9 protein-coding genes are annotated in these 13655 nt (G+C 55.9%); 7 read left to right on the top strand and 2 right to left on the bottom strand.

Annotated elements, in window-relative coordinates:
* The 7 genes from cmoM (at nucleotide 1) to SOM48_RS02995 (ending at nucleotide 10641) form a co-directional block, all read left to right on the top strand.
* Entirely contained in the window at nucleotides 1-795 is a 795-nt protein-coding gene (gene cmoM, locus SOM48_RS03025; protein ID WP_320511409.1) for a tRNA uridine 5-oxyacetic acid(34) methyltransferase CmoM, read from the top strand.
* Nucleotides 788-2110 (top strand): chromosome partition protein MukF, encoded by a 1323-nt coding sequence (mukF, locus tag SOM48_RS03020; RefSeq protein ID WP_128483261.1) that lies wholly within the window; start codon nucleotides 788-790, stop codon nucleotides 2108-2110. Before cmoM ends, mukF begins: the two co-directional genes overlap by 8 nt.
* Entirely contained in the window at nucleotides 2091-2795 is a 705-nt protein-coding gene (gene mukE / locus SOM48_RS03015) for a chromosome partition protein MukE (protein WP_023481680.1), read from the top strand. Before mukF ends, mukE begins: the two co-directional genes overlap by 20 nt.
* Nucleotides 2795-7243, top strand: a complete 4449-nt coding sequence (mukB, locus tag SOM48_RS03010) for a chromosome partition protein MukB (RefSeq protein ID WP_076769640.1) — start codon at nucleotides 2795-2797, stop codon at nucleotides 7241-7243. Before mukE ends, mukB begins: the two co-directional genes overlap by 1 nt.
* Nucleotides 7244-7424: 181 nt before the next feature.
* Nucleotides 7425-9230 (top strand): L,D-transpeptidase, encoded by a 1806-nt coding sequence (gene ldtD / locus SOM48_RS03005; protein ID WP_320511408.1) that lies wholly within the window; start codon nucleotides 7425-7427, stop codon nucleotides 9228-9230.
* A gap of 188 nt (nucleotides 9231-9418) precedes the next feature.
* Nucleotides 9419-9967: a peptidoglycan L,D-endopeptidase MepK gene (gene mepK, locus SOM48_RS03000; RefSeq protein ID WP_054803098.1), complete on the top strand. Its 549-nt coding sequence runs from the start codon at nucleotides 9419-9421 to the stop codon at nucleotides 9965-9967.
* Nucleotides 9968-9993: 26 nt separating this feature from the next.
* Nucleotides 9994-10641 carry an MBL fold metallo-hydrolase gene (locus SOM48_RS02995; RefSeq protein WP_128483258.1) on the top strand — a complete coding sequence of 216 codons (648 nt, stop codon included), beginning with the start codon at nucleotides 9994-9996 and terminating at the stop codon, nucleotides 10639-10641.
* 47 nt (nucleotides 10642-10688) lie between these two features.
* Here SOM48_RS02995 and SOM48_RS02990 read toward each other — a convergent pair whose 3' ends face one another.
* A complete protein-coding gene (locus tag SOM48_RS02990) occupies nucleotides 10689-11879 on the bottom strand; it encodes an amino acid aminotransferase (protein WP_054803099.1) in 1191 nt (396 codons plus the stop codon).
* A 186-nt stretch (nucleotides 11880-12065) separates the two neighbouring features.
* Nucleotides 12066-13205, bottom strand: a complete 1140-nt coding sequence (gene ompF, locus SOM48_RS02985) for a porin OmpF (RefSeq protein WP_277749612.1) — start codon at nucleotides 13203-13205, stop codon at nucleotides 12066-12068.
* Nucleotides 13206-13655 lie beyond the last annotated feature (450 nt).

The following is a 13655-nucleotide window of genomic DNA, read 5'->3' as shown; positions in this document are numbered from 1 at the left end:
ATGCAGGATCGCAATTTCGACGATATCGCCGAGAAATTCTCGCGCAACATTTACGGCACGACAAAAGGTCTGCTGCGTCAGGCGATCCTGTGGCAGGATCTTGATATATTACTGGCAGAAATGAATGACGGCCCGCTGCGCGTGCTTGACGCGGGCGGCGGTGAGGGGCAAACGGCGATCCGCATGGCGCAGCTTGGCCATCATGTGACCCTCTGCGATGTGTCGCAGGAGATGCTTAAACGCGCGCAGGCCGCGGCGGAAGAGAAAGGCGTCAGCGGTAACATGCATTTTGTACACTGCCCGGTTCAGGAGATTGCTCAGCATTTGGCATCGCCGGTTGATCTGATATTGTTCCATGCAGTTCTTGAATGGGTCGCCGATCCCGTCGCCGTGCTGCAAAAATTGTGGACGGTATTAAGGTCGGGCGGTGCGCTGTCGCTGATGTTTTACAATGCTGACGGCCTGCTGATGCATAACATGGTGGCAGGGAACTTTGACTATGTGCAGGTGGGGATGCCGAAGCGGAAGAAGCGTACGCTCTCCCCGGATTACCCGCGTGCGCCCGCCGAGGTTTATCGCTGGCTTGAGCAGATTGGCTGGCATATCACCGGCAAAACCGGCGTGCGTGTTTTCCATGACTATCTGCGCGACAAAACTCAGCAGCAGCGCAGTTTCGAGATGCTGCTTGAGCTGGAGACCCGCTACTGCCGGCAGGAACCCTATATTAGCCTCGGCCGTTATATCCACGTGACAGCCCGTAAGCCGCAAATCGATGGAAGGACAAACGATGAGTGAATTTTCCCAGACAGTCCCCGAACTGGTTGCCTGGGCCAGGAAAAATGATTTCTCCATCTCGCTGCCGGTCGACAGGCTCTCCTTTTTGCTGGCTGTCGCCACCCTTAACGGCGAGCGTCTTGATGGCGAAATGAGTGAAGGCGAGCTGGTTGACGCCTTTCGTCATGTGAGTGAAGCGTTTGAGCAAACCAGCGAAACCGTTAACCAGCGTGCGAACAACGCGATTAACGATATGGTGCGTCAGCGTTTGTTGAACCGCTTTACCAGCGAGCAGGCAGAGGGCAACGCCATCTACCGCCTCACGCCGCTGGGCATCGGTATTACCGATTACTATATTCGCCAGCGCGAGTTCTCCACGCTGCGCCTCTCGATGCAGCTCTCAATTGTAGCGGCTGAGTTGAAGCGCGCTGCCGATGCGGCAGAAGAGGGCGGGGATGAGTTTCACTGGCACCGGAACGTCTTTGCGCCGCTGAAATACTCTGTTGCAGAGATTTTCGACAGCATCGATCTCACCCAGCGCATCATGGATGAGCAGCAGCAGCAGGTGAAAGATGATATTGCCCAGTTGCTGAATAAGGACTGGCGCGCCGCCATCTCCAGCTGTGAGCTACTGCTCTCTGAAACCTCCGGTACGCTGCGCGAACTGCAGGATACGCTCGAAGCGGCAGGCGATAAGTTGCAAACCAACTTGCTGAGCATCCAGGAAGCGACCATGGGACGCGACGATCTCGAGTTCCTCGATCAACTGGTCTTTAACCTGCAAAGCAAGCTCGACCGTATTGTCAGCTGGGGGCAGCAGTCCATAGACCTGTGGATCGGTTACGACCGCCACGTACATAAATTTATCCGTACCGCGATTGATATGGATAAAAACCGCGTCTTCGCCCAGCGTTTGCGCCAGTCGGTGCAAAGCTATTTCGACGCACCGTGGACGTTGACCCACGCCAGCGCCGACCGCTTGCTGGATATGCGCGATGAAGAGATGGCGCTGCGCGACGAGGAGGTGACCGGTGAGCTGCCAACGGAGATGGAGTTCGAGGAGTTTAACGAGATTCGCGAACAGCTCGCGGCGCTGATCGAACAGCAGCTGGCTATCTATAAAACCAAAGGTGTGCCGCTCGATCTCGGTCTTGTGGCCCGCGAGTATCTGGCGCAATACCCGCGCGCGCGTCATTTTGACATCGCGCGCATCGTAGTTGATCAGGCGGTACGCCTCGGCGTAGCGCAAGCAGATTTCACCGGCCTGCCGCCGAAATGGCAGCCGATTAATGATTACGGAGCCAAGGTACAGGCGCATGTCATCGACAAATATTGAACAAGTGATGCCGGTTAAACTGGCACAAGCGTTGGCAAACCCGCTGTTTCCGGCGCTGGATAGCGCACTGCGCTCAGGGCGGCATATTGGCCTCGACGAGCTGGATAATCACGCCTTTTTGATGGATTTCCAGGAGTATCTCGAGGAGTTCTACGCCCGTTATAACGTGGAGCTGATTCGCGCGCCGGAAGGTTTCTTCTATCTGCGCCCGCGCTCTACCACCCTCATCCCGCGCTCGGTGCTCTCTGAGCTGGATATGATGGTCGGCAAAATTCTGTGCTACCTCTATCTCAGCCCGGAGCGTCTGGCTAACGAGGGGATTTTTACCCAGCAGGAGCTCTATGACGAGCTGCTGTCGCTGGCGGATGAAAACAAGCTGTTGAAGCTGGTGAACAACCGCTCAACCGGCTCCGATCTCGACCGTCAGAAGCTGCAGGAAAAGGTGCGTTCCTCCCTCAACCGTCTGCGCCGTCTCGGCATGATCTGGTTTATGGGCAATGACAGCAGCAAGTTCCGCATCACCGAATCGGTGTTCCGCTTTGGTGCCGATGTGCGTTCGGGTGACGATGCGCGTGAAGCGCAGCTGCGCATGATCCGCGACGGTGAAGCGATGCCTGTGGAAAATCACCTGCAGCTCAATGATGAGCCTGAAGAGAACCAGCCGGACAGCTCGGAGGATGAGTAATGATTGATCGCGGTAAATTTCGTTCACTTACGCTGATTAACTGGAACGGCTTTTTTGCCCGCACCTTTGATCTCGACGAGCTGGTCACCACCCTTTCAGGCGGTAACGGGGCCGGGAAATCGACCACCATGGCGGCGTTTGTCACGGCGCTGATCCCGGATCTGACGCTGCTGCACTTCCGTAACACCACCGAAGCGGGCGCAACTTCAGGCTCACGCGATAAGGGTCTGCACGGCAAACTGAAAGCCGGGGTCTGTTATTCGGTGCTGGATGTGATCAACTCCCGCAACCAGCGCGTGCTGGTTGGCGTACGTTTGCAGCAGGTCGCCGGCCGCGATCGCAAAGTGGACATTAAACCTTTTGCGATTCAGGGCTTGCCAACTTCGGTGCTGCCAACGCAGCTGCTGACGGAAACCCTCAATGAGCGCCAGGCGCGTGTCCTGACGCTACAGGAAGTGAAAGATAAGCTCGACGCGATGGAAGGGGTGCAGTTTAAGCAGTTCAACTCCATCACTGATTACCACTCGCTGATGTTCGATCTGGGGATCGTGGCGCGCCGTCTGCGCTCCGCCTCCGATCGCAGCAAGTTCTACCGCCTGATTGAAGCCTCGCTCTATGGCGGGATCTCCAGCGCCATTACGCGCTCCCTGCGCGACTACTTGCTGCCAGAAAACAGCGGCGTGCGTAAAGCGTTCCAGGATATGGAAGCGGCGCTGCGCGAAAACCGCATGACGCTGGAGGCGATCCGCGTTACCCAGTCCGACCGCGATCTCTTTAAACATCTGATCAGCGAAGCCACCGATTACGTGGCGGCAGACTATATGCGCCACGCCAATGAGCGTCGGGTGCATCTGGATAAAGCGCTGGAGTATCGCCGCGATCTCTTTACCTCGCGCAAGCAGCTGGCTGCCGAGCAGTATAAGCATGTCGATATGGCGCGCGAGCTGGCGGAACATAGCGGTGCGGAAGGGGATCTGGAGGCCGATTACCAGGCCGCCAGCGATCACTTAAACCTCGTGCAGACCGCGCTGCGTCAGCAGGAGAAGATTGAGCGCTACGAAGCCGATCTGGAAGAGTTGCAGATCCGCCTCGAAGAGCAGCAGGAAGTGGTGGCCGAAGCCGCCGAGCGCCAGGAAGATAACGAAGCCCGTGCCGAAGCGGCCGAGCTGGAAGTGGATGAGCTGAAAAATCAGCTTGCGGACTACCAGCAGGCGCTGGACGTTCAGCAAACCCGTGCGATCCAGTACAACCAAGCTCTGCAGGCGCTGGAGCGGGCGAAAACGCTCTGCCACCTGCCGGATCTGACCATTGAGAGCGCCGATGAGTGGCTCGAGACCTTCCAGGCGAAAGAGCAGGAAGCAACCGAGAAACTGCTGTCGCTGGATCAAAAAATCAGCGTCGCGCAAACGGCGCACAGCCAGTTTGAGCAGGCCTATCAGCTGGTGGCCGCCATTAATGGCCCGCTGGCGCGTAATGAAGCCTGGAGCGTAGCGCGCGAGCTGCTGCGCGATGCGGTCAACCAGCGCCATCTGGCGGAGCAGGTTCAGCCGCTGCGCATGCGTCTGACGGAGCTGGAGCAGCGCCTGCGCGAGCAGCAAGACGCCGAGCGCCTGCTGGCCGAGTTCTGCAAACGCCAGGGCAAACAGATTGATGCTGAGGAGCTGGAAGCGCTGCATCAGCAGCTGGAGGCGCAAATTGCCGCGCTCTCAGACAACGTTTCTGCCGCCGGTGAGCAGCGTATGGCGCTGCGCCAGGAGCTGGAGCAGTTACAGTCGCGCATTCAGACCCTTACCAAACGCGCGCCGATCTGGCTGGCGGCGCAGAACAGCCTGTCGCAGCTGTGTGAACAGAGCGGCGAGCAGTTTGAGTCGGGCCAGGACGTTACCGAGTATCTGCAACAGCTGCTGGAGCGCGAGCGTGAAGCTATCGTTGAGCGCGATGAGATCGGTGCACGTAAGCGCGCGGTCGATGATGAGATCGAGCGTTTAAGCCAGCCGGGCGGTGCGGAAGATCAGCGCCTCAATGCGCTGGCAGAACGCTTTGGCGGCGTCCTGCTTTCGGAAATCTATGATGACGTTAGCCTCGAAGATGCCCCTTACTACTCAGCGCTGTATGGCCCGTCACGCCACGCTATCGTGGTGCCGGATCTCTCGCTGGTCGCGGGTATGCTTGAAGGGCTGGAGGATTGCCCGGAAGATCTCTATCTGATCGAAGGGGATCCGCAATCCTTCGATGACAGCGTCTTCAGCGTGGATGAGCTGGAAAAAGCGGTAGTGGTGAAAATCGCCGACCGCCAGTGGCGCTACTCCCGCTTCCCGACGCTGCCGATCTTTGGCCGTGCCGCGCGTGAAAGCCGGATTGAAAGCCTGCACGCCGAGCGTGAAACGCTGGCGGAACGTTTCGCCACCCTGTCGTTTGATGTGCAGAAAACCCAGCGTCTGCATCAAGCCTTCAGCCGCTTTATCGGCAGCCATATTGGCGTGGCGTTTGACGACGATCCGGAAGCGGAGATCCGCACCCTCAACAGCCGCCGCGGCGAGCTGGAGCGGGCTATCAGCAATCATGAAAATGATAACCAGCAGAATCGCGTTCAGTTCGAGCAGGCGAAAGAGGGCGTGGCCCAGCTTAACCGCCTGCTGCCGCGCCTGAGCCTGCTGGCGGATGAGACCCTCGCCGATCGCGTCGATGAGATCCAGGAGCGGCTGGATGAAGCGCAGGAAGCCGCGCGCTTTATTCAGCAGTTCGGCAATCAGCTGGCGAAGCTCGAACCGATGGTTTCCGTATTGCAGAGCGATCCGGAGCAGTTTGAACAGCTTAAAGCCGACTACGCCGCGTCGCAGCAGGTGCAGCGTGATGCGCGCCAGCAGGCCTTCGCGCTGGCGGAAGTGGTTCAGCGCCGGGCGCACTTCAGTTACTCCGACTCCGCCGAGATGTTTAACGGCAATAACGATCTCAACGAGAAACTGCGCCAGCGTCTGGAGCAGGCTGAAGCGGAGCGCACCCGCGCGCGCGAAGCGATGCGCAGCCATGCCGCGCAGTACGGACAGTACAACCAGGTGCTGGCCTCGCTGAAGAGTTCGTTTGATACCAAAAAAGAGCTGCTTAACGACCTGCAAAAAGAGTTACAGGATATCGGCGTGCGCGCCGACAGCGGGGCAGAGGAGCGCGCGCGTCAGCGTCGTGACGAACTGCATGCCCAGCTCTCCGGCAACCGCTCGCGCCGCAATCAGCTGGAAAAAGCGCTCACCTTCTGTGAAGCCGAGATGGATAACCTGACGCGCAAGTTACGCCGTCTGGAGCGCGATTATCACGAAATGCGTGAGCAGGTGGTGAGTGCGAAAGCGGGCTGGTGCGCGGTGATGCGCATGGTGAAAGATAACGGCGTTGAGCGTCGTCTCCACCGTCGCGAACTGGCTTACCTCTCTGCGGACGAGCTGCGCTCCATGTCGGATAAGGCTCTTGGTGCGCTGCGCCTGGCTGTGTCGGATAATGAACACCTGCGCGATGTTCTGCGCATGTCAGAAGATCCGAAACGCCCGGAGCGTAAAATCCAGTTCTTTGTCGCGGTCTACCAGCATCTGCGCGAACGTATCCGTCAGGATATTATTCGCACCGACGATCCGGTAGAGGCGATTGAGCAGATGGAGATTGAGCTAAGCCGCCTGACGGAAGAGCTCACCTCGCGCGAGCAGAAGCTGGCGATCAGCTCCCGCAGCGTGGCGAATATTATTCGCAAAACCATTCAGCGCGAGCAGAACCGTATCCGTATGCTCAACCAGGGTTTGCAGAGCGTCTCGTTCGGCCAGGTCAACAGCGTGCGCTTAAATGTGAACGTGCGGGAGACCCACGCCACGCTGCTCAATGTGCTTTCAGAGCAGCACGAGCAGCATCAGGATCTGTTTAACAGCAGCCGCCTGACCTTCTCGGAAGCGCTGGCGAAGCTCTATCAGCGCCTTAACCCGCAAATCGATATGGGCCAGCGTACGCCGCAGACCATTGGCGAAGAGTTGCTCGACTACCGCAACTATCTGGAGATGGAAGTGGAAGTTAACCGTGGCTCCGACGGCTGGCTGCGCGCCGAGTCGGGCGCGCTGTCGACCGGGGAAGCGATCGGTACCGGGATGTCAATTCTGGTGATGGTGGTGCAGAGCTGGGAAGATGAAGCCCGCCGCCTGCGCGGCAAGGATATCTCGCCGTGTCGCCTGCTGTTCCTTGATGAAGCGGCGCGTCTTGATGCCCGCTCTATCGCCACACTGTTCGAGCTGTGTGAGCGTCTGGAGATGCAGCTGATTATCGCCGCGCCGGAGAACATCAGCCCGGAGAAAGGCACCACCTACAAGCTGGTGCGTAAAGTGGTGCAGAATCAGGAACATGTGCATGTTGTTGGCCTGCGTGGCTTTGCTCCGCAGCTGCCGGAAACGCTCCCCGGGACGGCGGACGTTTCGTAATTGCAGCACAATATATAAAGAGCGGCCCCAGTGCCGCTCTTTTTGTTTTCTGAAAAAGATTGCCAGTCGGCGTTTAATCTTTAAACTTCTTTACAGTAGGTCAGACAAATGTTTTTTTATCTTTATATACTGAGAAAAAGGTGACATTTAGTCACATGCAAGGTGAGAACAGGGGGCAGGGATGTTGCTTTTGAAGTCGTATGGTCGTCGAATGTCGGCGTTGAGTTTGTGCCTGGCATTCGCATTCGCTCCGCTGTTTAATGCGCAGGCCGATGAGCCTGAAGTTGTACCGGTTGATACCTCGGCGACGCCGGGCGATCAACCCACCCTATTACCGCAGCCGCTGGAGCAATCTCCGGCGACGGCGATGATGATCGGTGTGAAACCCTATCCGAACGGTGTCTCGGTTGCCGATGTACGGGCACAGCTGCAATCTCAGCTGCCAGCAAACTGGACGCCTGTCTATATGGATCAGCTCGCGGCGCTCTATGCTGCACGCAGCCAGAAGCCGATGTGGGAGAACCGCGAAGCAGTTCAGGCTTTCCAGCAGCAGCTGGCCGAAGTGGCGATTGGCGGCTTTCAGCCGCAATTTACCACCTGGGTCGAATTGCTGACCAACCCGGATGTGACCGGCATGGCGCGGGATGTCGTACTCTCCGACGCGATGATGGGCTACCTGCAATTTGTGGCCGGTATCCAGGCGAAGGGCCAGCGCTGGCTCTATAGCGATAAACCTTATACGCTCGCGACGCCCGCTATTTCGGTGATCAACCAGTGGCAATCTGCGCTCGATAACGGCTCCCTGCCTGCTTTTATTGCCACGCTGGCACCGCATCACCCGCAATATACGGCGATGCACCAATCCTTGCTGACGCTGGTGGCAGATTCGCGCCCGTGGCCGGAGATGACCGGTACAGCGTCACTGCGCCCGGGACAGTGGAGCAATGACGTTCCGGCGCTACGTGAGATCCTGCAGCGCAACGGCATGCTGGAGAGCGGCGCAGAGATAGCGCTGCCGGATGGCAATAGCGCGGTCAGCACGTCAGCAGAGCCGGCACCTAAGAAAAAGCCCGCCGCGCGCGAGGCCTATGACCGCACGCTGGTTGAAGCGGTAAAACGCTTTCAGGCCTGGCAGGGTTTACACGCAGATGGCGTGATCGGTAAAAGCACGCGCGATTGGCTGAACGTCACGCCTGCGCAGCGCGCCGGTCTGCTGGCGCTCAATATTCAGCGTCTGCGCCTGCTGCCCTCGACGCTTTCGACCGGCATTATGGTTAATATTCCGGAGTATTCACTGGTCTACTACCTCAACGGCAATGAAGTGCTGTCGTCGAGAGTGATCGTCGGTCGCCCGGATCGTAAAACGCCGATGATGAGCAGCGCGCTTAATAACGTTGTGGTTAACCCGCCGTGGAACGTACCGCCGACGCTGGCGCGCAAAGATATCCTGCCGAAGCTGTGGAACGATCCCACCTACCTTGAACGCCACGGTTACACCGTGCTGCGCGGCTGGAACAGCAAAGAGCCGATCGATCCGACAATGGTCGACTGGGCGACGATTACGCCATCCAACTTGCCTTTCCGTTTTCAGCAGGCACCTGGCGTGACCAACTCGCTTGGGCGTTATAAGTTCAATATGCCGAGTTCTGACGCGATTTACCTGCATGACACGCCGAACCACGCTCTGTTCCAGAAACAGGCCCGTGCGCTTAGTTCCGGCTGCGTGAGGGTGAATAAATCCTCTGAGCTTGCCACTATGCTGTTGCAGGATGCGGGCTGGAGCGATACGCGTATTTCGGATGCGTTAAAGCAGGGCGATACGCGCTACGTCAATATTCGCCACGATATTCCGGTCAATCTTTACTATTTGACCGCGTTCGTTGGCGCGGATGGACGCACGCAATACCGCACAGATATTTACAATTATGATCTGACGGCACGCACCGGTGCGCTTGTTCTGGCGAAAGCTGAAAAATTAATCAGGTAAATGAAGCAGTTTGCGATCTTCCGTTGTCATAGTGACAGGCAATTCCCGGGTAGTTCAGGCTACAGAGCCCGGGATTGCTGGGGAGAGGCCGCCTTGACGCGGCGTTTGATGCCCGGTAAGGTGCCTCTCGTGCGCTAAAGCAGTGCATAAAAATCGTTCAATGCACTTTTTCTGTAGATCTGATTATCATGGATAAATTTGACGCTAATCGCCGCAAATTGCTGGCGTTGGGTGGAGCCACACTCGGTGTTGCTCTGCTGCCCACTCCCGCTTTTGCAACGCTCTCCACGCCGCGCCCGCGTATTTTAAGACTTAATAATCTTAATACCGGGGAGTCTATTAAAGCTGAGTTCTTTGATGGTAGAGGCTATATTCAGGATGAATTAGCAAAACTCAACCATTTCTTCCGTGATTACCGCGCAAATAAAATTACGCACATGGATCCTCAGCTATTTGATCACCTGTTCCGCCTGCAAGGCCTGTTAGGCACGAATAAACCTGTCCAACTCATCTCCGGTTATCGCTCTGTTGATACCAATAATGAGCTGCGTGCTCATAGCCGCGGTGTGGCGAAAAAAAGCTATCACACCAAAGGCCAGGCGATGGATTTCCATATTGAAGGGATTTCCCTGAGTAATATTCGCAAAGCTGCGTTATCTCTGCGCGCGGGTGGTGTAGGATACTACCCCAAAAGCAATTTTGTGCATATTGACACCGGGCCGGTAAGGCACTGGTAAAACTCAGTCTGAGCTACAGGAGCAGTATGAACTATCGTATTATTCCGGTTACCGCGTTCTCCCAGAATTGTTCGCTAATCTGGTGTGAACAGACGCAAGTCGCTGCCGTAGTTGATCCCGGTGGCGACGCAGAGCGCATTATTCAGGAAGTGGATGCGTGTGGTGTGGCGGTGACGCAAATCCTGCTGACGCATGGTCATCTCGATCATGTTGGCGCAGCGGCGGAACTGGCGCAGCATTATGGTGTGCCGATTATCGGCCCGGAAAAAGAAGATGAGTTCTGGCTACAGGGATTACCGGCGCAGAGCCGCATGTTTGGCCTCGAAGATTGCCAGCCGCTGACGCCCGATCGTTGGTTAAATGAAGGCGACAGCGTAGCCGTAGGCAATATCAGCCTGCAGGTGCTGCACTGTCCGGGACATACACCGGGGCATATCGTCTTTTTTGACGTGCAGTCACGTTTGCTGATCTCTGGCGACGTGGTCTTTAAAGGCGGCGTAGGACGCAGCGATTTCCCGAAAGGGGATCACGCGCAACTGATTCACTCCATCAAGCATAAGCTGTTGCCGCTTGGTGATGACGTGACCTTTATTCCGGGTCACGGACCACTCTCGACATTGGGGAATGAGCGGTTGCACAACCCGTTCCTGCAGGATGAACAACCGGTGTGGTAAACAAAAAAGGGTCGCGTAAGCGACCCTTTTTACTTCCTGCGTCTTGCTTATAGGACGGCGACAATCGCCTCGCACAGCGGTGCCATATTATCTGGCGTCATGCCGGCGACGTTAATACGCCCGGAAGCCACGGCATAGATGCCAAACTCTTCACGCAGGCGCAGCACCTGCTCTTTGGTCAGGCCGCTGAATGAAAACATACCATTCTGGCGGGTGATAAAGCTAAAGTCGCGGTTCGCGCCTTTCTCCTGCAGCGTATTCACAAACAGCAGACGCATACGCTGGATGCGCTGGCGCATGTCGGTTAGCTCCTGCTCCCAGATCGCACGCAGAGCGGTATTGCTGAGGATAGTTGCAACCACTGACGCGCCGTGGGCTGGCGGGTTGGAGTAGTTAGCGCGGATCACTGATTTCATCTGGCTGAATGCGCGATCGGCAGTATCTGCATCGGCGCAGACCAGCGTACAGGCACCTACACGCTCGTTGTAGAGGCCGAAGTTTTTCGAGTAGGAACTGGCGACCAGCAGCTCTTTATGCAGCGCAGCGAAGGCACGCAGCCCTTCAGCATCCTCTTCCAGACCGCGAGCGAAACCCTGATAGGCGAAGTCGAACAGCGGCAACCACCCTTTTTCTACAGAGCGCTTCGCCAGCGTCTCCCACTGCTCCAGCGTCGGATCGATACCGGTCGGGTTGTGGCAGCAGCCGTGGAACAGCACTACATCGCCAGCCTGCGCCTGCTCAAGGCTGGCCAGCAGGCCTTCAAAATCGAGGGTATGGTTCTGTGCATCGTAGTAAGCGTATTCGCACACTTCCAGGCCAGCGGAGTTAAATACGCCTTTATGGTTCGGCCAGCTCGGGTTGCTGACCCAGACGCGTTTTACGCTGGTGTTTTTGGCGAGGAAATCTGCGGCAACGCGCAGACCGCCGGTGCCGCCTGGGGTTTGTGCCGTCCGTGCGCGTTTGTCATTGATAATGGCGCTGCCTTTGCCGAAGAGTAACTCCTGGGTGCAGCGGCCAAATTCTGGAATGCCGTCGATGCCGAGGTAGTTTTTGGTGGCTTCGTTTTCCAGCAGATAGAGCTCTGCTTTCTTCACGCTGGTCAGCACCGGCGTCTTACCGGTTTCATCTTTATAGACACCGATGCCTAAGTTAATTTTGTGCGGGCGTTCATCGGCGCGAAACAGATCGGCCAGGCCCAGAATAGGGTCGGCAGGGGCAGCGGTAATATTCTCAAACATGACGAGGTTCCATTTTGATGACAGAAGGGAATTCCGTTATCAGGTTAACGGCTGGCAGGGGAATTGCCAACCGTTTGCAATAAAAAGCGCGACGCTTTTCAAAAGTCGTCGCGCTTTTTGCCGCAGGCATAAAAAAACAGGGCCGAAGCCCTGTTTTAAATGCCTATAACAGTCGAGGGTGACTGATTAGAACTGGTAAACGATACCCACAGCTACGGTGTCGTCGTAACCTACGCCCAGTTTGTTGTCTTTATCAATCTGGTTGATGATGTAGTCAACATAGGTGGACATGTTTTTGTTGAAGTAGTAGGTTGCGCCCACTTCAACGTAGTTGAGATAATCTTCGCTACCTACGCCTGCAACATCTTTCGCTTTGGATTTGTAGTAAGCGATGGACGGACGCAGACCGAAATCGAACTGGTACTGAGCAACAACGGAGAAGTCCTGAGTTTTATTCAGGTAACCGTTGCGGTTGCCAGCGCCTGGAACAGTAGTTTTCAGGCGAGTCGCGTTGCGGGTTTCACCGTACAGAGCTGCCAGGTAGATATTGTTCGCGTCGTATTTCAGACCCGTTGCCCACTGCTCAGCTTTTTTACCTGCCGCGCCGTAACCAGTCGCAGAAGCGTCGTTGGCTTCCTGTGCGTTGGTACGATCCGCTGCGCCGTAAGCACCAACGATGCCGAAGCCATCGAAATCGTAGCTCAGAGAGGTCGCCCAGCCGTCGCCGTTGGAACGAGTAATGTCATCTGCAGAACCCTGGGCGTTAGCACGCTCGTTTTTACCCAGGTACTGAACGCCGAAGTTCAGACCTTCGACCAAACCGAAGAAGTTGCTGTTACGGTAAGTCGCCAGGCCGCCGTTACGACCTGCGAAGAAGTTATCGCTTGCGCCAGTGTCGCCACCGAACTCTGGCAGCATATCGGTTACGCCGATTGCATCGTATACCAGGCCGTAGTTACGACCGTAGTCGAAAGAGCCCGCGTCGCCGAATTTCAGGCCAGCAAAAGCCAGACGGGTTTTGTTGCCCTTCTGAACATCGGTGCCGCTTTCAGAGTTGTTACCCTGGAAGTTATATTCCCACTGGCCGTAACCGGTCAGTTGGTCATTAATTTTAGTTTCGCCTTTGAAGCCCAGACGAGCGTAAGTTTTGTCGCCGTTGCCGTCATAGCCGTTAGCGCCGTTGTCTTTGGTGAAGTAGTGCAGACCGACCGCTTTACCGTAGATATCAACTTTGTTGCCATCTTTGTTATAGATCTCAGCAGCGTTAGCTGCGCCCGCTACGAGCAGGGCAGGGATAACCACTGCCAGGATATTGCGCTTCATCATTATTTATTACCCTCATTGGTTTTTTTTGGACACCTGCCACTGCCGCCGTGTAAATCCGTCAAAAAAAATTTACGGAACTACAGATGAGAGTTTGGTGTCTTTCTGTGTCTGAGAGGCATCTTTCCAAACAAGTAAACGTTTCGCTAGCCTGAAAGTGCTACAAATGTCTTAAAGAAGTAACAAGAAGAAATATTGTGTAATAATTTGTGAATTTGACGGAACTTTGTGAACCATCTCTAAATTCCGCAGTTGCCGCTTAAAAAATCAGCGCTACCTTTCTTATTTATATGAATTACTTATGTTTAATTGAGATAAAGGCATACCTTATGCACAAAAGCGGCAGATAAGGCTTTTTCTTATATTTGAGTTTAGACGTCCAGATAGCTGTGCTAATTTTAACCAAATGTGCTACTCATTCGAATGAAATACTTTGAAATATTCACGTCCGTG

Source organism: Kosakonia sp. CFBP8986, from assembly GCF_034044935.1.
In the GTDB taxonomy this organism is placed as follows: Bacteria; Pseudomonadota; Gammaproteobacteria; order Enterobacterales; family Enterobacteriaceae; genus Kosakonia; species Kosakonia cowanii.
The sequence above is the reverse complement of the archived record's forward strand: the minus strand, read 5'-3'. Positions and strand labels throughout refer to the sequence as shown.